The sequence below is a fragment of the Shewanella sp. BC20 genome (assembly GCF_003129585.1).
Lineage (GTDB): Bacteria > Pseudomonadota > Gammaproteobacteria > Enterobacterales > Shewanellaceae > Shewanella > Shewanella seohaensis.
Genome location: NZ_NHRI01000020.1, coordinates 43,526 through 63,897, shown reverse-complemented (window position 1 = coordinate 63,897; position 20,372 = coordinate 43,526). Strand labels below are relative to the sequence as shown.

The following is a 20,372-nucleotide window of genomic DNA, read 5'->3' as shown; positions in this document are numbered from 1 at the left end:
TAAATAGAGATAAAAAAGCCCGTCATGATACGACGGGCTTTTTGTTAACACTGAATGTTTATTAAACAGGCTTTAGATTAACAGTCAGAACGATTACAGATGCAGCATTTCTTTGGCGAAAGGAATCGTGAGCTTGCGCTGATGTACGAGGGAGGCCTTATCCAGTTTATCTAACACATCAAATAAGGTACGTAGATCCCTTGCCATGCGGTTAAGTAAGAAACGGCCAACGTCTTCGGGCAACTGTAATCCGCGCATCGCCGCGCGGCGTTGCAGTGCGGCTAGCTTTTCATCATCGGCCATAGGTTGCAGCTGATAATTGAGTCCCCACTGCATCCTAGAGACTAAGTCAGGTAACAAGAAGCCAGCATCCGCGGGCGCCGAGCGGCCGCTGACCACCAGCGCACAGCGCTTGTTCTCGGCGACACGGTTGTACAAATCAAATATGGCTTCTTCCCAAATCGGGTGACCCGCAATGTCATCCACATCGTCGATGCAGATCAAATCGAGCTGCTCCAGCCCCTCTAACAGCGCGGTTGAGATACTCGCATGAATGCCAAGGGGAAGGTAAAAACTGCGGCGGTCGAGTTCATTGGCATGGGCACAGGCGGCGTGCATTAAGTGAGTCCGCCCCGATTTCACTGGTCCCCACACATAAATAGCGGCTTCACCTTGGCCTTCGGCATTGGCGCGCAGCTTTTGGATAAGTTCGTCATTACCCGCTGCCGGATAATAACTGTTAAAGGTTTCATCATCCGGTAAGTAAACCGGTAACGACAGTTGTAGCGGTGAGTTTAATGGCACTCGTACGTCTCAATATCAATAAATTATCGACTCCCCCACATGACTGAGCAGAGCATGCCCAGTCACAACGAGGGAAGTTTAAGGTAACCGCCATTGATAGACAGTTTTACCCGCAGGGCTGACACCGGCAGAAAACTCCCCTGGCGCCACCACCGAAATTCGCGGCTCTAGACTCAGTAAACGCTCAAAGTCGGTCTGAGAACCAAACAAATCCAAGGAAAAGGTTGCGGTATTACCTTGGATGCGCGACAACGTCGCATTCTTCACTGCGCTGAGTTGCTTTAAGTATTTTTCCACTTCAACTAGCTGCGCCATTTTATCAATGTTCACAAAGGTCACGCTGGCACCGACCTGCTCGCCAGAATCGGCAATGGCGTACTTAGTAAAATAATAATCCCCGAGGGCGGCCATCATGGCGGTGATCGCCTGCGCGCTATTTTCTGCCGTGCCATTAAAACTAAAGAGTGGCGGTGTTAACGAGTCGATCGTGGCCTTGGTGTACAAATTCAAGCGGTAACGCACTTGGTTTCCAGCAGGTTCAATTGCGACCAGGGCTAAGAAGTCGGCTTGGTAACGTCCAGAAACGCTAGACACTATATCGGCAAACATGCCTTTAACATCATTCGGATTGATGCCCATTAACTCATCGAGGTCGAGAATAGGCAGCAAGACAGGAATACCGCGCTCATCGGAGAAGGTATTGAATGCCTGACGCTCGGCTAAGGTCGATGAATCACTCAGTAAAATCGTGTCACCTTCACTTGGCATGGCAACCCAAAAGAGTGTCAGTGGACGCTGAATGCCCCACACGGGTAATTGGGCCTGACGTAAAAGGGTAATAATGCGGCGATGCTCAAAGTTGGCTTTTAACAGCAGTTGGCCATTTTGCTCCACATAACCATATTGGCTCAGCAGTGCATCGGGATTGGCCAGTTGCGATTGAATAACGCCGTTATCCAAAGAACGAGCAGTACCGGTATTCTTAATGATCACTTTTTCCAATGCCGTTTTTAGTGCGCTATTACGTTCAGGCACCGCACGGGAAGAAACAGGTACGTCAGCTTCATCTAATTTACTCACTTCAACAGCTTGCAGGCTATTAACGGTAAACAGGCAGTATAAAAACGCGAGTAAGCTTGGCTTTAATAGGAATTTCAGCATCTTTGAGTAGTTGAAGTAACGTCAGATAGTGCAAATTGTACCATAGTTAGCGGCTTTAGCGAGTCTTGGGGAGATTTCGACCACGGATTAAGTGTTGTCACTCGCTTTAGTAATAAAACAGTGATCCTTACCCACAATCGGGGCATTTTATAAGGAACATATAGCAACAAACTGTTATCATCTCGCGGTTTACCCTAAATTTACGAGAACAATAAATGAAACGACTCGCTATACCACTTCAGGGCGCGCAAATGCTGTTTGTTGCATTTGGCGCCCTAGTGCTAATGCCGCTACTCACAGGGCTTGATACCAGTGTCGCCCTGTTTACTGCGGGTATTGGTACCCTACTGTTTCAGTTAATCACGAAACGCCAAGTGCCAATTTTCCTCGCCTCCTCCTTTGCGTTTATTGCCCCGATTCTCTACGGGGTGCAAACCTGGGGGATCCCATCGACCATGGGCGGCATCATTGCCGCGGGTTTTGTGTATATCCTCCTCGGCGCGTTAGTGAAAGTGCGCGGCACCGACTTTATCCATCGACTGCTTCCACCTGTGGTGGTTGGCCCAGTGATTATTATCATTGGTCTAGGTTTAGCGCCTGTGGCGGTGAATATGGCGCTGGGTAAAAGTGGAGACGGCAGCTTAACACTCGTTCCCACCAATACCGCTTTGATTATTTCCCTCGCCTCACTCTGTACCACCATAGCTGTGGCTATTTTTGCCAAGGGCTTACTTAAGGTTATGCCTATTCTGGCGGGGATTGTGGTGGGTTATGGTCTAAGCCTTGCCTTCGGGATCGTGGATTTTGCGGTGGTTGCAGCGGCAAGCTGGATTGCTATTCCGAAATTTGTCGCGCCCGAATTTAACTGGCATGCCATCGCCTTTATGATCCCAGTCGCGATTGCGCCCGCGGTTGAACATATTGGTGATATCCTCGCGATTTCCAATGTCACGGGTAAAGACTTTATGAAAAAACCCGGCCTGCATCGCACCTTGACCGGTGACGGCGTTGCGACAATTGCCGCAGCGGCCTTCGGTGGCCCCCCAAATACCACCTATTCGGAAGTGACTGGCGCGGTGACCTTAACCCGTAACTTCGACCCTAGGATCATGACTTGGACGGCGATCACCGCCATTACCTTGGCTTTTGTGGGTAAGTTAGGCGCCCTGATGCAAACGATTCCAGTCCCAGTGATGGGTGGCATTATGTGTTTGCTATTCGGTTCTATCGCCGCAGTGGGCTTAAATACCCTCATCCGTAATCACGTGGATTTATCCGAGCCCCGTAACTTAAGTATTGTCGGCGTGACACTGGTTTTCGGTATTGGTGGTATGGCCTTTGGCATTGGCTCCTTCAGCCTCACGGGCATCAGCCTCTGTGGTATTGTGGCCATCACCATGAATCTGCTGTTACCTGCAAGCAAACACCATGAGCGTGACGCTGCAACACACTAAACGCAGTGAATAAGCGCTATAGCGCATCACTCATCGCCGAATCCTTGTGTTAGGATTCGGCAACAAAAAAGCCGCTAAGTTATTCACTTAGCGGCTTTTTTATTATTCTTTCATCACGTTTAAGCGTGATTACTCTGCAGTTTTGTATTTATCCGCAGTCGCTTTGATTAACGGCTGTAATTCGCCTTTTTGGTACATATCAACCACGATATCACAACCACCAATTAGCTCGCCTTCAATCCACAATTGTGGGAAAGTTGGCCAGTTTGCATACTTAGGTAATTCAGCACGAATATCTGGGTGCTGGAGAATATCCACAAATGCAAACTGCTCGCCGCAGTTGATCATGATTTGTGCTACCTGAGATGAAAAACCACAGCTTGGTAATTTAGGAGAACCCTTCATGTAAACGATGATTGGGTTTTCAGCGATTTGCTGTTTAATTTTCTCTACTGTTTCCATTTTAATTCCTAAGTACGATGACATTGACTCAATGCCGCTATTGTACGACAGCTAGGCACAGAACAAAATCCCACAGTTTGTAAGGTTATGCCCTACAATTAGTTTTTCGATGACGCCTATCTAATCAATTAGCCAAACAATGATTCACATCACAAATATTATCGGTACAATAGAGCGCAGTGAGCACGTTTAAAAAACGATAACCTAAGACCATGGAGAGATACTAATGGCTTTCGAATTACCCGCATTACCATATGCAAAGAACGCACTAGAACCACACATTTCTCAAGAAACCATTGAATACCACTACGGCAAGCATCACAACACCTACGTTGTTAAGCTAAACGGTTTGATCGAAGGAACCGATTTCGCAGGTAAATCTTTAGAAGAAATCATCAAGACTTCTACTGGTGGCGTATTTAACAACGCAGCTCAAGTTTGGAACCACACTTTCTACTGGAACTGCTTAGCGCCTAACGCTGGCGGTGAGCCAACAGGTCCTGTAGCTGATGCAATCAATGCTGCTTTCGGTTCATTCGACGCATTCAAAGCACAATTTACCGATTCTGCCGTAAACAACTTTGGTAGCGCTTGGACTTGGTTAGTGAAAAAGGCCGATGGCACTGTAGCTATCGTTAACACTAGCAATGCTGCTACGCCTCTGACTGACAGCACTGTGACGCCAATCCTGACTGTGGACGTGTGGGAACACGCTTACTACATCGATTACCGCAACGTACGTCCTGACTATTTAGCCCACTTCTGGCAATTAGTTAACTGGGACTTCGTTAACCAAAACTTCGCTGGTTAATCGCTGCTAAATCATTTCGAAAAAGAGCCCAAGTGGCTCTTTTTTTATGGCCTCACAAATCCCTCACCTCGCCCTTTTTGTCTAACACCGCCCAATCGCTACAAGTGCAATAATTGCAATTGCAATCATTTGTTATTGTTTTTATTTGATATTTTTTTGACACAGCTGGCAAGTTTGTGTCTAAGATTAGTGTAGGAAGCTGAAAAATCAGTTATCCATCCATGACATCACTGGCGTTTCAGGGGGTTTATATGGGCATTTTCGAGCATTACCAAAAGCGCTACGAACAAAAACTCGATGAAGAATACACTTTGCAAGAATACCTCGATATCTGCAAAGAAGATCGCAGTGCTTATATGTCAGCGTCCGAGCGATTACTGCTTGCCATCGGCGAAGCCGAAATTATTGATACCGCGAAAAATCCAACCCTAAGCCGTATCTTTTCGAATCGTCTCATCTCACGCTATCCCGCCTTTAAAGACTTTTACGGTATGGAAGATGCGATTGAACAAATCGTTGCCTACCTAAAACACTCGGCCCAAGGCTTAGAGGAATCGAAGCAAATTTTGTACTTACTCGGCCCTGTGGGTGGTGGTAAGTCATCATTGGCGGAAAAACTCAAAGCCTTGATGCAAAAAGTGCCAATTTACATTCTAAGTGCTAATGGCGTGAGAAGCCCGGTGAATGATCATCCCTTCTGTCTCTTCGATGTCGAAGAAGACGGCCAGCTGCTGCGGGATGAGTTTAATATTCCCACCCGTTACTTAAAAACCATTATGTCGCCTTGGGCGGTGAAACGCCTGCACGAGTTTGGCGGCGATATTTCAAAATTCCGAGTGGTCAAGGTCTACCCCTCTATCCTCGATCAATTGGCGATTGCCAAAACCGAGCCTGGGGATGAAAACAACCAGGATATTTCCTCCTTGGTGGGTAAGGTCGATATTCGTCAGCTTGAACATTTCTCGCAAGACGACGCCGATGCCTATGCCTATTCGGGCGCACTCTGCCGTGCGAACCAAGGGATGATGGAGTTTGTGGAAATGTTTAAGGCGCCGATTAAGGTGCTCCACCCATTGCTCACAGCTACCCAAGAAGGTAACTATAACGGCACCGAAGGCTTATCCGCCCTGCCCTATAGCGGTATCATTTTGGCGCACTCTAATGAGTCAGAATGGTCGACCTTCAAAAACAACAAGAACAACGAAGCCTTCCTCGACCGTGTTTACATCGTCAAAGTCCCTTACTGTTTACGAGTTTCAGAAGAACTGCAAATCTATCAAAAACTGCTGATCAACTCTGAGTTATCAAAAGCGCCCTGTGCTCCCGGTACTTTAGAAACCTTAGCGCAATTTAGTGTGCTCTCGAGGCTCAAAGTGCCAGAAAACTCCTCCATCTACTCTAAGATGCGGGTCTATGATGGTGAAAGCCTTAAAGATACCGATCCTAAGGCCAAATCCTACCAAGAGTACCGCGACTACGCCGGCGTTGATGAAGGCATGAACGGTCTTTCTACCCGTTTCGCGTTCAAGATCTTGTCGCGGGTGTTTAACTTTGACCACTCAGAGATTGCCGCTAACCCTGTACATTTGTTCTACGTACTCGAGCGCCAAATCGAGCAGGAACAATTCCCCGGCGATACCGCCGAACGTTATCTGGAGTTCTTAAAAGGCTATTTAATCCCCAAATACGTCGAATTTATCGGTAAGGAAATCCAAACCGCGTACTTAGAGTCCTACTCTGAATACGGCCAAAATATCTTCGACCGTTATGTCACCTACGCCGATTTCTGGATCCAAGATCAGGAATATCGTGACCCCGAAACCGGTCAATTGTTTGACCGTTCTGCACTCAATGCCGAACTGGAGAAAATCGAAAAACCTGCGGGGATCAGCAACCCTAAAGATTTCCGTAATGAGATCGTTAACTTTGTCCTGCGCGCCCGCGCAAGCCATGAGGGCAACAACCCACTCTGGACCAGCTACGAAAAACTACGCACTGTGATTGAGAAGAAAATGTTCTCGAATACAGAGGATCTACTCCCGGTGATTTCCTTTAACGCCAAAACCTCGACTGACGATCAACGTAAACACGATGATTTTGTCAATCGAATGATGGAGAAAGGCTATACCAAAAAACAAGTCAGACTCCTGTCTGAGTGGTATTTACGGGTTCGTAAATCCTCTTAACTTGCGCTCACTAAAAACGAGGCTTTGGTGTTGCCAAAGCCTTCGCTGGGGTTTGGGAGGTGCGTATGGCGAACTTTATCGATAGACGGTTGAATGCGAAAGGAAAAAGCACAGTCAACCGCCAACGCTTTATCAACCGATATAAGCAACAAATCAAAAAAGCCGTCAGCGATGCCGTCACGCGTCGCAGTGTAACGGATGTAGATAAAGGCGAAAAAATCAGTATTCCCACACGGGATATCAGTGAACCTATGTTCCATCAAGGCAAAGGAGGCGTAAGAGACAGAGTCCACCCAGGCAATGATCAATTCACCCGTGGCGATAAAATTGACAGACCCCAAGGTGGCGCTGGCGGCGGTGCGGGTAAAGGCGATGCCTCGGATTCGGGCGAAGGGAATGACGACTTTGTGTTTGAAATCTCAAAGGATGAATACCTAGAGCTGCTCTTTGAGGATTTAGAACTGCCGAATTTGCAGAAGAATCGCTTAAACAAGCTCGTCGAGTATCAAATCTACCGTGCGGGTTTCACCAATGATGGTGTACCAGCCAATATCAATATTGTGCGCTCACTGCGTTCCTCCTTGGCGCGCCGCATTGCCATGTCGGCAAGTAAAAAGAAATTGCTCAAAGAGTTAGAGCAAGAGCTGGCGGAGCTTGAAAATATTCCTGGCACTAAAGCCGAACTGATTTTGGATTTAAAAGCGCAAATTGAAGCGCTCAAGCAGAAGATTGCTAAAGTCCCTTTTATCGATACCTTTGACTTACGTTTCAACAACTTTGCAAGGCGCGAGGTGCCCTCAAGCCAAGCGGTCATGTTCTGCTTAATGGACGTGTCAGGCTCGATGGATCAAGCGACAAAAGATATGGCAAAACGTTTCTATATCTTGCTGTACTTGTTTCTCACCCGAACCTACAAAAACCTCGAGGTGGTCTATATCCGCCACCATACCCAAGCGAAGGAAGTGGACGAACATGAGTTCTTCTACTCCCAAGAAACCGGCGGCACGATTGTCTCAAGCGCATTGAAATTAATGCACGAAATTCAGCAGGCTCGCTACCCTGCCGATGAGTGGAATATCTATGCCGCACAAGCCTCTGACGGCGATAACTGGGCCGATGACTCTCCCACCTGTCGACAATTATTGGAGCAAAAAATCCTGCCGCTAGTGCGCTATTTTAGCTATATCGAAATCACCAATCGTGCCCACCAAACCCTGTGGCGCGAATACGAATCCCTACAACAACACTACGACAACATAGCGGTGCAACATATTCGTCAAGCCGAAGATATCTACCCTGTATTTAGAGAATTATTTAAAAAGCAGGCGGTTTAAGGGGGCTCTATGGGGATAAAAGAAGCAAAAACACGTACAGCCTTGAGCGACGGTCCCGACTGGAGCTTTGAGCTGTTACAAAGTTATTTAAAAGAGATTGAGCGAGTGGCGGCCATTTATAAGCTGAACGCCTATCCCAATCAAATCGAAATCATCACCGCCGAACAGATGATGGACGCCTATGCCGGCATTGGCATGCCCATTGGCTATACCCATTGGTCCTTCGGCAAACGTTTTATCGAAACCGAACAGGGCTACAAGCGTGGGCAAATGGGGCTAGCCTACGAAATTGTGATTAACTCCAACCCTTGTATCGCTTATTTAATGGAAGAAAACACCATTACCATGCAGGCTTTGGTGATGGCTCATGCCTGTTTTGGCCATAATAGTTTCTTTAAAAATAATTACTTATTTAAGACATGGACGGATGCAAGCTCGATTATCGACTACTTGGTGTTTGCCAAAAACTACATCAGTGATTGCGAGCAAAAATACGGTGTCGAGCAAGTTGAAAGCATCATCGACTCTTGCCACGCTCTGATGAATTACGGTGTCGACCGCTATAAACGCCCATCGGAAATTTCCTTTAGGGAAGAACAGGCGAGGCAAAAAGACCGCGAGGCCTACTTGCAAAGCCAAGTGAACGATTTGTGGCGCACCATTCCCACCCATCAACAGCAGCAACCTTCGACCACTAAGCGCCGTTTTCCCGCCGAGCCGCAGGAAAATATTCTGTATTTTATTGAAAAAAATGCGCCATTGCTGGAATCATGGCAGCGGGAAATTATCCGTATCGTGCGTAAGATGGCGCAGTATTTTTATCCGCAAAAACAAACACAAGTGATGAATGAAGGCTGGGCAACCTTCTGGCATTACACCATTTTGAATCATCTATATGATGATGGCGTGGTCACTGACCGCTTTATGATGGAGTTTTTGCAGAGCCATACTGGCGTTGTCGCCCAACCCGAATATAACAGCCGTTACTACAGCGGTATCAACCCTTATGCCCTCGGGTTTGCGATGTTTACCGATATTCGGCGCATGTGTGAGAATCCAACTGAGGAAGACAAAGTCTGGTTTCCGGACATAGCGGGCAGTAATTGGCTCGATACCTTACATTTTGCGATGCAAAACTTTAAGGATGAAAGTTTTATCAGCCAATATCTGTCGCCGAGGGTGATCCGTCAGTTCAAACTGTTTGGCATCCACGATGATGAGAAACGTAATTATCTGTCCGTATCGGCCATTCACGATGAGCAGGGTTATCAAGACATTCGCAATCTACTCTCGCAGCAGTACAATTTGTCGAATATTGAGCCTAATATTCAAGTACATAACGTTGAGATAAACGGCGACCGCTCCTTAACTTTAAGGTATGTCCCTAGTAATGATATCCCGCTCGCCAGCACCTATAAGGAAGTGTTAAAGCATCTGCATCGACTCTGGGGCTTTACCGTCAGCCTTGAGCAGTTAAATGCCGATACCAGCGTAACCTTGTTAGCGTCCTGCCCTGAGCAACCCAAGGCCGACTAAATATCAGTTTGATGAAAAAGCAAAAAGCCGTTTCTCAATGAAACGGCTTTTTATTTAACCCGTCTTAAAACAGCTAACTTGCCACATGTAAGCTTCGGAATCGAAACTTATGAATTGCCGTCCTGCTGAGCAATCGAGGTTGGCATATCGTCACGCAATTGCAACCACATTTTGCCGCTGTTAATACCGTAGGTACGCATTAATGCGGGCACATCGATATAGTTTTTAGCTTTGGCTAATATTTCGAGTTCTTTATAGAAGTTCAGCGCTAACTGGCGCGCCTCTGGGCTACTGAAATAGTAACGACCGACTCGGCTATACAGACCTTTAAAGCCATTTAAGATCAACACGTACAGCGGATTGCCTGAAGAGAAGGCTAAGGTATGATGCAACAGGTAGTCATACTCGGCGAAGGATTCGGCCGTGTCTTCTAATTGGTGAATTTGTCCGAGGACTTCCACGGCTGTATCTGGGCTGTTACGCAGTGCACCGCGAAAATAAATCGCGCTCACATTGGTTCGAGCCGACAGCAATTGGTCTACCAGCACAGGGAAGCCTTCTGGGTTGAGATCCGCTATGGTCTCAAGAATGTTAAGGCCCGAGGTTTCCCAAAAATTGTTCACCCGAGTCGGTTTGCCATGTTGAATTTTCAACCAACCATCACGAGCTAAGCGTTGCAGCACTTCACGCAGGGTGGTGCGTGTTACACCAATTAATTCAGAAAGCTCACGTTCAGCCGGTAAAATGGACCCTGGGGGAAACTTATTTTCCCAAATCGATCTTACAATATACTTCTCTGCAAAACTTGCAGGTCCTTTGGCATTGATAATCATCAGCCCACTTTTCCAGTTGTTGTGCTTTATAATGGTCACTGATCATACCAGAGCGGTAAAAAATGGAAACCATTGACTGAGGCTCACCTTAAAATCACCGTACAATTGTCACAGAAATGTTCAAAAAAACGACATTAATCAACAGCAATTGTGCCAATTTTGCCGATTAGCTCCGCTTTTTGAAATCTGGGTTTCAGTATCTCGTTACATTAGCATTCTCTTTAGGCTAGACTGATTTTCTAAAACAAATGCCAGAAACAATAACCTGTGCAATTTTAAAAGATAATTAGAAGAGAGGATGCCATGCCGATGACAATGAGTCAGGCGTTTATTGGGAACTTCTTAGGGAATTCTCCTAAGTGGTACAAGATCGCAATACTATCGTTTTTAATAATCAATCCAATACTCTTTTTCTATGTCAGCCCCTTTGTGGCTGGTTGGGTATTAGTGCTTGAGTTTATTTTTACCTTGGCAATGGCGCTGAAATGCTACCCATTACAACCCGGTGGTTTATTAGCGATTGAAGCTGTCGCCATCGGGATGACCTCTGCCAGCCAAGTACTGCACGAAATTGAAGCGAACCTTGAAGTATTATTACTGCTGGTGTTTATGGTGGCCGGCATTTACTTCATGAAACAGCTGCTGCTGTTCGTGTTCACTAAGATGATCACTAAAGTACGCTCGAAAATCTTAGTGTCTTTGCTATTCTGTTTGGCTTCTGCCTTCTTATCCGCCTTCTTAGATGCTTTAACCGTTATCGCCGTGATTATTACCGTGGCAGTCGGTTTTTACTCTATCTATCACAAAGTTGCTTCAGGTAAAGATTTCTCGGCCGATCATGACCATACCTCCGAAGGCAAAAATGATGATGGTGAAAACCAGCTCAATGAAGACGAGCTCGAGTCTTTCCGTGGTTTCCTACGTAACCTATTGATGCACGCTGGTGTCGGTACCGCATTAGGCGGCGTGTGTACTATGGTGGGTGAACCACAAAACTTAATCATTGCTGCCCAAGCAAACTGGCAATTTGGCGAATTTGCGATCCGCATGTCACCTGTGACTGTGCCCGTATTGTTCGCGGGTATCCTCACCTGTTTTGTGGTCGAAAAATTCCGTTGGTTCGGTTATGGTGCCCAGCTACCGGAAGCCGTGCATAAAATCCTTTGTGATTACGCCGCCTATGAAGACGCGCGTCGTACCAATAAAGACAAGATGAAGCTGGTTATCCAAGCCTTTGTTGGCGTTTGGTTAATTGCAGGTCTTGCGCTGCACTTAGCGTCTGTAGGCTTGATTGGTCTGTCTGTGATCATCTTAACCACAGCCTTTAACGGTATTACCGATGAGCATGCGCTGGGTAAAGCCTTCGAAGAAGCCCTGCCCTTTACGGCATTGTTAGCGGTGTTCTTTGCGGTTGTCGCCGTGATCATCGACCAACAACTGTTTGGCCCAGTGATCCAATGGGCACTGAACCATGAAGGTAACACCCAATTAGTGATCTTCTATATCGCTAACGGGTTGCTCTCTATGGTCAGTGATAACGTGTTCGTCGGCACGGTTTACATTAACGAAGTCAAAGCCGCATTGATTAACGGTCAAATTACTCGCGATCAATTCGACCTGTTAGCGGTTGCGATTAACACTGGTACTAACTTACCTTCGGTGGCGACACCAAACGGTCAAGCCGCGTTCCTGTTCTTATTGACCTCTGCCCTTGCCCCGCTGATCCGTTTATCCTACGGCAGAATGGTGTGGATGGCATTGCCTTACACTATCGTGTTATCGATTGTGGGTGTGATGGCCATCGAATCGGGCTTCTTAGAGCAGATGACCCAGTACTTCTACGACTCCCATGCGATACTGCATCACAGTGTTAAAGAAGCGTTAGCGCCTGCGACAGGTCACTAACATAAATATCGGAGTTGACTGAACTTTATGAGTTCAGTACAGTCAAAAAAACGCCCTACCTTCGAGGGCGTTTTTTGTTGATATGGAGTTCACTTTTGACAGCATTCACTCGCTTTGCCCATTCCCGCGCATCTTGGTTCATTCTCACCGGCTCTGCGATTGCCCTCGAAGCGGCCGCCTTGTATTTCCAATACGTGATGAAGTTAGATCCCTGCGTCATGTGTATTTACCAGCGGCTGGCGGTATTTGGCATTCTGGCGGCAGGATTGATAGGTATGACAGCGCCGAAGTACCGCATCGTTCGCATTTTAGGCGCCCTTGGCTGGGCCGTCAGTGCAACCTGGGGATTAAAACTGGCGTTAGCCTTAGTCGATATGCAGAATAATCCTTCGCCCTTCTCGACTTGCTCATTTTTACCCGAATTTCCAGCTTGGATGCCGCTCCATGAATGGTTCCCATCCGTGATGTTACCAACGGGAATGTGTACCGATATGCCATGGCAGTTTATGGGCGTCACTATGGCCGAGTGGATGGTGGTAGCCTTTAGTGGTTATCTGGTCGCACTGTTACTGTTTATTGTGCCCATCCTCAGCGGTTCGAATAAACCATCACTGTATAAGTAATCTTTATGAGGCAGACGTAAGGTCTGCCTCATTTTTAGCTGTCGCTGTCAATATTTCTCACCGAAAGCTCTACGCGAACTTTGATTTAAGCCAATGGCAAATAGGCGAAAAAACGCTAAACTGGCTCAATGATAACGGCATTCGGAATGCGACGAACATGGATAAGCGGCCTCTCATTGAGCCTCAAGCACCGTTAACCCAATGGCAAAAGAGCCTGCCGTTTAAACTCAGTCTGATCCAACTGCTGATCGCCAGCATACTGATCTTTAGCACGGCTTGGGTCATTCTCAACATACAGACCCAGCAAATCAGCGAGCAACAAACCCTACTCAATCAAAACCATGGCCAGATTATCATTGCCAAGTTGCAGGAAATGACCTCCCAAGTGGAGAATCAGGTCAATGCCATCAGTCAAATCGCCATGCTGTACCGTTACGAACCCGAGCAGCTCAGTAAAAGCATTCCGGTTTTACTCTCGATTGAAAATCAAAAGGCGATTATTTCAGGTGGCGGGATTTGGCCCGAGCCAGGGGCATTTGATCGGCAAAAGTTTCGCGACAGCTTATTCTGGTCACACAATATTCACGGCGAACTCGTCGCCATAAACAGTTATAACGATGATAGTTTTCCAAGCTACCACACCGAAGAATGGTATCGACCGACCCGCTATTTTCCCGTCGGGAAAATATTTTGGTCTAAATCCTATGTCGATCCCACCACCCACGAACCTATGGTGACCGCATCGGGTGCCATGTGGATGGAACATCAGTTTATTGGGGCGGCAACAACCGACATCAGCCTAGAAAAACTCAATCAGCTCTTACGCAATACCATGTTAGATGTCAGTGGCTACGTGATAGCCCTAGACCATCAAAACCAAATTTTAGCCTCGCCGAATAGCGATAATCTGCCGCAATCGGCCCAAAATCCTAACCATGCCCTACAGACCTTCGACGAGTTGGCAAAAACCGAAGCCGCCTTTAGCCCGATAGCCTCGGCACTGCACTTAGCCGATCGTAGTTTTATCGAGCAAGCCGTGGCAGAACGTGTGTTTACCCAAGAGCAAATGGACAATCTCACCCGCCTAAGCAACAACAGTGAGCGGGAGATGCTCTCCGCCATAGTCAATGACAATGCTAAAAACCAGTTCTTAACACCTAGACGAATCGCCTCGGTCTCCTTGACTATGGATCCTATCCTCAAGGGCCCATCATTGGTGTCGGTGTTTTTAATGCCCCACACCTACTGGAAAATTCTGGTCGTCACGCCCATCGCCCCATTACAGGACACGGCCAAAAAACTGATCGAAAAAGTCGGCCTCTCCCTCGTATTAATTCAGATGCTCGGCCTTATCCTGCTGTTTTTATTGCAACATAGATTAATTATCGCCCCCATTATGGAGATGGTGCAGGCACTCAAACGCAATGATTCGGCCTCTATCGAATTAAAAGCCAAGGAGCGGCACGATGAGGTCGGCCTACTGGCGAAAAGCTTCTTATCCCGCACCCAACAGCTTGAAGTCGCCATGGCCAGTCTAGATGCCAGTAATCTCGCCCTTGAGCAGCAATTACTGACTCAACAGCATTTTCAGCAGGAGTTAAATCAGCGCAAGGAACAATTAAGATCCTTACTCGATTTCTCATCCACCATCATTTACATCAAAGACCTAAACGGCAGATATACCTTAGTGAACAACAAATACTGCGAAGTCTTAGGGATTGAGCGGCGCAAGATCATCGGCGCCACCGACTTTGATCTGTTCCAAAACTCACTCGCGCAACAGTATCAACAGAACGACCAAAGGGTCACCCATAGCCACGATGCCCTACATTTCGAAGAAGCCATTCCCTCCCTTCGCGGCGAGGTTATTTATCAAATGAGTAAATTCGATATTCGCGACGATGAGGATAATTCCATGGGCGTCGGTGCCATTGGCTTTAATGTGGACTTGAAAAAACGCCAAGAAAAAGAACAAGAAAAGTTGCTGCAATCGCAATTAGCCCAGCTAAAAGATGAACAGCGCAAGACCCAACTCTCGCAGCAAGAAAGCAGCCAGCTCAGGGAACAACTCGCGGCAATTCAAGCCGAGATCAATCAGCAAATCCAACTCAACCTAAGCAAACAACAAAGTCAGAAACTGATGCAGAATTTCCTAGCCGACGTCATGAGCCAAATGATGCAAGAGCAGGACAAACTTCTCGCACAGATCTGCCAAGTGCGCCACAAGGAAGATGACAGCCACCAAGCCCAAGTGGTGCAATTGATGAGCCAACAAGCGGCCAGACTCAGGCATATATCGCAGCTGTTTACCGATCAACATAGTGAGATACGCCCGCTGCATTTAGCTCAGTTTATCAATCAATTATTGAGTTTATTACAGCCACAACTGCTGAAAACTCAGGTTAAGGTCAATCTAGAGTGCGACGAGCAATTAGTGGTCGATGGCAATGCTTGGCAATATTTGCAGTTTTTCTATCGGCTTATTAACAACACCTTGCATCATGCCTTTAAAGAGCATATTCAAAACAGAACCTTAGCATTAACGCTTGAAAAGAAAGACGGCGAGTTTCAGATGCAGCTTAAGGACAATGGTGTCGGGATATCAGTCGCGCACCTTGAGCAACTAAAACAAGAAATGCAACAAAACCAATGTATTGGCACACTGACTTGCATTAATCTTTGGATAAAAGAAGAGTTACATGGTGAGCTTAAGGTAGAGAGTGAGCTCAATCGTGGCACTCTGATTGAGTGCCACTGGCCATTAGCTGCGGTATAACCACGGCTAAGTGCAAGCCCATCGAGACAGACTAGTCGCTCGACTTACCGAGGGTCACATCCACCAGATAATGGCCCTGTAGCCAATTACGGCCAATTAAGAGTTTATTAGACATTTGACTGCGATCCTTAAGATTCACTTTGACGGGGTACTCATGTCCCGGTTCGCCTAAGGTCAATTCGACCATATAACGCACTTCACTCCCCTGCGCGTTACGGATAAGCGAAGTATCGACAATCCGAGCCCTTAACCGCATGTCCTCACCACGCTCATTTTCGGTAGTGAAATTAAGCCATTTACCAATGTTGTTATCCATATTGGTAGGATCTTCATCGTCAATCTTGAGATCAATCGCATGCAGGGAATTTTCAACCGCCCCCGTATCGATGCGCGTTTTAAAGGTCAGCCCGACTTCTTTCACTTTGATAAACGCTGTCGGGCCAATAAGACGTTTCTCGGCCACATCGACAACATAACGGCCCGCTAACCAATTACGCCCGATCAGTAATTTGTAATCCATATGGCTTCGGTCACGTAGGTTAACGGCAACCAGACGGTGTTGGCCCTCAAAACCAATGTCCAACTCGACCAAATAGCGGACTTCACTGCCTTGAGCGTTATTCACTGTGGTGGTCTTTAGGATTTTCGCCGCTAAGCGCCGCTGCTCGCCCGCCTCATTTTCGGTGGTAAAATGCAATGTCTTACCAATGTTATCCTGCATCTTGTCGGATGCACCGCCTTCAACTTGCAGATCGATGGCATGTAATGAGGTGTTCGCCGCGCCCGTATCAATTCTTGCCTGAAAATCCAGTTGTGCGGCCAATAAGCGCATCTTCTCTGATTGACCAATAATCGCCTTAGTGTCAGTAGATGCTGCGCTCTGCGCAGGCGTTTGCATCTCTTCACTGACTTTACCGCAACCAGCAAGGCTCAAACTTGCGATAATGGCGCCTAGCAATAATGTGGTGCAGCGACCGACACTTTGATGTTTTAACATCCTCACTCCTTATCTGAACGATGACGGACAAGCCACTTTGAGCCCATCACCTTGGTCGATGTAGGGGCTAGTGATAGCACAAAAGCGAAGGAAAAGAGCCGAAAAACACTAAGCTGAGGGCAAATACAGCAATTAAGCCAATGAAAAAATAAGGAATAGTCACAAGTTAACACACAATGGTTACAGCCGTTACACCTCTGCCACTTTCGCTTCGTCCAACCAAGCTTTTGCCAGCGCGCGCTCATGTTCGCTAAAAACCTTCACCGGACAGGGCAACATAAAAGCCAGTGTATTGACCATAGCCCCCAGCCTTTGCATGTCCGCAATCATCACCACCCGCGAGAAATCACTAAAATGAAACACACTGAGTAAAGCATCATCCCAGAGTGCGCCCACGGTAATGCCAATAAAGTCAGGGCTGAACTCGTACCACAAGCGAAGACTCGCATGATCCTGCAACTTGGCCTCAATCGCGGGAAACAGTAAGGCTTCAATATCCCCATGGGTGACTTGACCCGACACCACAATGGTCAGCATATCTTCGGCATAGCTTGGACGTATGGTTAGCATTATGCATCTCCCTTGATACCGAACGAGAAAATACGGCTATAGAGTAAAGATATACCCTGTAAATGAAGATGCTTGAAAAGTGGGAATTATTTTACTCAAACTTGCGGGAAACTGATGCGATAGCAGGTGATTACGAGATGAGATTGTAAGTTTCGCAAGGCATGCGTAAGCATTGCGCGATATGACTTCACACCTTCAAAGCCTGCACGAAAGGCATCGACTGGTGCCCAAACAACCCACTTGGCTGGAGTTACACATTAAAAGTGAAGTAATGATGAGGGATAACTAACAAAGTAAGTAACTAGCTAACAAACTAACAGATAGGACTAACCCAAGAGATGAGGTTAATCCTAAGCTTAAGCGAAGGTATTACACATGGACTTGAATTTTTGAGATTTCTTGATCGAACAAATTCTTGATAAGGCCAGAAAACTCGGTGATAAACAGCGTTTGCTCTGGCGTGGCTCTATGATTCGCCACTGAGGCTAAGATTTCCTCAAGATCGTACACAATCGCATCGACCTCACGGATAATGGTGTTTCGTTCAGCAAAAGAGAGGGAAGGATTTTGGCCGCAGACCATAATAATCTGTGCGGATAATTGCTCTTCGAACAACTCCATCACAGTATCGTCGGACACAGTTTGGGTATCGGGCGTTTCGAACAAGCCAAGATGCTCAGTCAAATACTGGATCAAATGCATGTAACCGTCTTTATCTGTGACCATTTTTTACCCTTCACACACCAAAATCTATCGCCAAAGGCGACACTGAAAAAACAAAACCCACATCTAAAGTGGTCGATATAAAGATTTGCACGTCAGCCACTCGCTAACCATATCGCGAACAGGAGAGCTGACGTATTGATCTAAACCAATCTTATCGCTGTTACTTTGTTAAGGTTAGTACAAACGACACAGGAACGGCTTGGCTAATACTAGATAAACCTGCAATATCACGCAATTTATCCACACCCGAGACCAAATCGAACTCATTAGCATTGACTATTATCGGCTGAAAACTGCTAACCATCAGTTTATTATCAGATACTTTGGTTAAAATTACCGAAAAAGTTTTCGTTTGTTGCTTTCCATGGAGGGAAATTTTCCCATCGATGTCGGCAACTTTAGTCTCACCGACGGCTAGATCTTTCAGCATCTTGGTATCCACCTGCGAGCTTAACTTCAACTCGGGATACAAGGACACTTCAAACAGCAGGTTTTGCATACGCTCATCGCGCACATCGATACCAGTCGCCACACTCATCAGGGGAATGGTTAATTCAAATTGACCATTATCCTTAAGGACACCATTGAGTTGCTTAAAGTGATGAACCTCAGCGATATCACCCTTTTTTACCGACACGAAGCTGACTCGAGAGTCCTGCTCCATTACTTGCCACTGGGCCGCACAGCTAAAACTAACCAGCGTCGATAATGCTGCAATTCCTATCCATTTTTTCATCGTATCCATCCTCAATCAGTGAGAGTTAAGGCAAGGCGGTCACCCTGTGACACAGAAGTCCCCGCCGTATCCTTAGGCAATCTGTGACAAAGATCACCTAAGCCTCGCTAAAGATACTCTTTTTCTTGTTTAGCGACTAGTTAACTATCGTTAAACTCGCACCAGCCACTTATCTAAACTATTGGCAAAAGCCTGTTTATCCGCCGCCGATAAGGCATCAGGACCACCGGTATGCACGCCCGATGAACGTAAGTCTTCCATAAAATCGCGCATCGTCAGTTTTTGGCGAATATTATCCGTAGTGTAGAGTTCGCCGCGGGGATTAAGTGCCAGCGCGCCCTTTTCAATCACTTGCGCCGCCAACGGGATATCGGCGGTGATCACTAAATGCGTAGCCTCAACATGGTCGACAATGTATTGATCTGCCACATCAAAACCTGAGCCGACTCGCACTTGGCTGATATAAGGCGATGGTGGCACCCTCAGCATTTGGTTCGCCACCAGCACTAGCGGCAGCGACTTACGTTCTGCCGCGCGAAATAAAATCTCTTTAATCGGGTTTGGGCAGGCATCGGCATCGACCCAAATCTTATACTGTCCCACGCTTACGCTCCTAAAGACCATTAAGGTGCTAAACGGTCAATGACCCATTCATCCGCTTGGCGAGTGTAGAGAAAACGATCGTGCAGCCTGTGCTCCCCGCCCTGCCAAAACTCGATACTCGAGGGTTTGACTAAGTAGCCGCCCCAAAAACTCGGTAAGGGCACATCGCCCTTGGCAAATTTGGCTTTCATTTCAAAGAACTTACCTTCGAGCACTTGTCGCGCGCTCAGTTTGCTCGACTGCTGTGACACCCAAGCCGCAATCTGGCTATCCTTAGGACGGGTCATAAAGTATTTCAGCACTTCGGCGGTAGAGAGTGGCTGCGCCTCACCGAGAATCGATACTTGGCGTTCAATCGGATGCCAGGGAAAATGTAAACTCACCTTATTATTGGCTGCGATCTGCTGCGCTTTTCGGCTACCTAGGTTAGTGAAGAACACAAATCCTGTGTCATCGAAGCGCTTTAACAGCACAATTCGCTGATAGGGCTGACCATGCTCGTCGACGGTGGCAACACACATCGCCGTGGGATCGCTCAACTCGGCATCGCGAGCTTGCGTCATCCATAACTCGAATAGTTGCATGGGATTTTGGGGTAAATCGGCGCGTCTTAGACCGCCTTTGGTGTATTCGCGGCGAATATCACTGAGATCTGTCATAGGGTTTCCTTTTACAAGCGCACAATGATTGCCATCGGTGCAATCCGCTAATAATGCAAGTTTACCATGCCTAACTCGCAATTCGCTGCTCTGTTATTAAGCCGTCAATAAAAAAGCCAGGGCCGTTAACCTTAGCTTTTTATTGATTATCCAGCGCTTAAGCATGGTACAAGATGGACTCAAGCAGCAATGGCGA

18 protein-coding genes are annotated in these 20,372 nt (G+C 47.0%); 8 read left to right on the top strand and 10 right to left on the bottom strand.

Annotation, left to right across the window (positions count from 1 at the left end):
* Positions 1 to 93: 93 nt before the first annotated feature.
* Positions 94 to 804: a DnaA inactivator Hda gene (gene hda, locus CBX96_RS18020; protein ID WP_011622356.1), complete on the bottom strand. Its 711-nt coding sequence runs from the start codon at positions 802 to 804 to the stop codon at positions 94 to 96.
* 78 nt (positions 805 to 882) lie between these two features.
* The gene (locus CBX96_RS18015) at positions 883 to 1,965 is read right to left on the bottom strand and encodes a DUF2066 domain-containing protein (protein ID WP_109287605.1); all 1,083 of its coding nucleotides are present in this window, start codon (positions 1,963 to 1,965) and stop codon (positions 883 to 885) included.
* Between the two features lie 215 nt (positions 1,966 to 2,180).
* Here CBX96_RS18015 and CBX96_RS18010 point away from each other — a divergent pair, with 215 nt between their 5' ends.
* Positions 2,181 to 3,419, top strand: a complete 1,239-nt coding sequence (locus CBX96_RS18010) for a uracil-xanthine permease family protein (RefSeq protein ID WP_109287604.1) — start codon at positions 2,181 to 2,183, stop codon at positions 3,417 to 3,419.
* Positions 3,420 to 3,548: 129 nt separating this feature from the next.
* Here the strand turns inward: CBX96_RS18010 and CBX96_RS18005 are convergent, their stop codons facing one another.
* Complete coding sequence (locus tag CBX96_RS18005) at positions 3,549 to 3,881, bottom strand: Grx4 family monothiol glutaredoxin (RefSeq protein WP_011622353.1); 333 nt, start codon at positions 3,879 to 3,881, stop codon at positions 3,549 to 3,551.
* 226 nt (positions 3,882 to 4,107) lie between these two features.
* Here CBX96_RS18005 and sodB point away from each other — a divergent pair, with 226 nt between their 5' ends.
* The 4 genes from sodB to CBX96_RS17985 all read left to right on the top strand — a co-directional run bounded on the left by sodB (position 4,108) and on the right by CBX96_RS17985 (position 9,748).
* On the top strand, positions 4,108 to 4,692 hold the full coding sequence (gene sodB, locus CBX96_RS18000) for a superoxide dismutase [Fe] (RefSeq protein WP_011622352.1): 585 nt from the start codon (positions 4,108 to 4,110) through the stop codon (positions 4,690 to 4,692).
* A 251-nt stretch (positions 4,693 to 4,943) separates the two neighbouring features.
* Positions 4,944 to 6,878: a PrkA family serine protein kinase gene (locus CBX96_RS17995; RefSeq protein ID WP_011625916.1), complete on the top strand. Its 1,935-nt coding sequence runs from the start codon at positions 4,944 to 4,946 to the stop codon at positions 6,876 to 6,878.
* A gap of 65 nt (positions 6,879 to 6,943) precedes the next feature.
* Positions 6,944 to 8,212, top strand: coding sequence for a YeaH/YhbH family protein (locus tag CBX96_RS17990; protein ID WP_041408751.1), 1,269 nt, complete (start codon positions 6,944 to 6,946; stop codon positions 8,210 to 8,212).
* 9 nt (positions 8,213 to 8,221) lie between these two features.
* Positions 8,222 to 9,748: a SpoVR family protein gene (locus CBX96_RS17985; protein WP_086904482.1), complete on the top strand. Its 1,527-nt coding sequence runs from the start codon at positions 8,222 to 8,224 to the stop codon at positions 9,746 to 9,748.
* Positions 9,749 to 9,855: 107 nt separating this feature from the next.
* On the opposite strand, the gene fadR is transcribed toward CBX96_RS17985, so the two are convergent.
* Entirely contained in the window at positions 9,856 to 10,581 is a 726-nt protein-coding gene (gene fadR, locus CBX96_RS17980; RefSeq protein ID WP_109287603.1) for a fatty acid metabolism transcriptional regulator FadR, read from the bottom strand.
* A 303-nt stretch (positions 10,582 to 10,884) separates the two neighbouring features.
* On the opposite strand from fadR, the gene nhaB reads away from it, so the two are divergent.
* The 3 genes from nhaB (at position 10,885) to CBX96_RS17965 (ending at position 15,885) form a co-directional block, all read left to right on the top strand.
* Positions 10,885 to 12,486: a sodium/proton antiporter NhaB gene (gene nhaB / locus CBX96_RS17975; RefSeq protein WP_109287602.1), complete on the top strand. Its 1,602-nt coding sequence runs from the start codon at positions 10,885 to 10,887 to the stop codon at positions 12,484 to 12,486.
* A gap of 95 nt (positions 12,487 to 12,581) precedes the next feature.
* The gene (dsbB, locus tag CBX96_RS17970) at positions 12,582 to 13,109 is read left to right on the top strand and encodes a disulfide bond formation protein DsbB (protein WP_109287601.1); all 528 of its coding nucleotides are present in this window, start codon (positions 12,582 to 12,584) and stop codon (positions 13,107 to 13,109) included.
* Between the two features lie 157 nt (positions 13,110 to 13,266).
* A complete protein-coding gene (locus CBX96_RS17965) occupies positions 13,267 to 15,885 on the top strand; it encodes a PAS domain-containing protein (RefSeq protein WP_109287600.1) in 2,619 nt (872 codons plus the stop codon).
* 31 nt (positions 15,886 to 15,916) lie between these two features.
* Here CBX96_RS17965 and CBX96_RS17960 read toward each other — a convergent pair whose 3' ends face one another.
* The 6 genes from CBX96_RS17960 to pdxH all read right to left on the bottom strand — a co-directional run bounded on the left by CBX96_RS17960 (position 15,917) and on the right by pdxH (position 20,176).
* A complete protein-coding gene (locus tag CBX96_RS17960; RefSeq protein ID WP_109287599.1) occupies positions 15,917 to 16,882 on the bottom strand; it encodes a RimK/LysX family protein in 966 nt (321 codons plus the stop codon).
* Positions 16,883 to 17,071: 189 nt separating this feature from the next.
* Positions 17,072 to 17,452 (bottom strand): STAS/SEC14 domain-containing protein, encoded by a 381-nt coding sequence (locus CBX96_RS17955; RefSeq protein WP_109287598.1) that lies wholly within the window; start codon positions 17,450 to 17,452, stop codon positions 17,072 to 17,074.
* 369 nt (positions 17,453 to 17,821) lie between these two features.
* Positions 17,822 to 18,178, bottom strand: coding sequence for a DUF3802 family protein (locus tag CBX96_RS17950; protein ID WP_109287597.1), 357 nt, complete (start codon positions 18,176 to 18,178; stop codon positions 17,822 to 17,824).
* 160 nt (positions 18,179 to 18,338) lie between these two features.
* The gene (locus CBX96_RS17945) at positions 18,339 to 18,914 is read right to left on the bottom strand and encodes a YceI family protein (protein WP_086904685.1); all 576 of its coding nucleotides are present in this window, start codon (positions 18,912 to 18,914) and stop codon (positions 18,339 to 18,341) included.
* Between the two features lie 150 nt (positions 18,915 to 19,064).
* On the bottom strand, positions 19,065 to 19,517 hold the full coding sequence (locus CBX96_RS17940) for a YaiI/YqxD family protein (protein ID WP_011622341.1): 453 nt from the start codon (positions 19,515 to 19,517) through the stop codon (positions 19,065 to 19,067).
* A 20-nt stretch (positions 19,518 to 19,537) separates the two neighbouring features.
* Positions 19,538 to 20,176, bottom strand: coding sequence for a pyridoxamine 5'-phosphate oxidase (pdxH, locus tag CBX96_RS17935; RefSeq protein WP_109287596.1), 639 nt, complete (start codon positions 20,174 to 20,176; stop codon positions 19,538 to 19,540).
* Between the last annotated feature and the right edge of the window lie 196 nt (positions 20,177 to 20,372).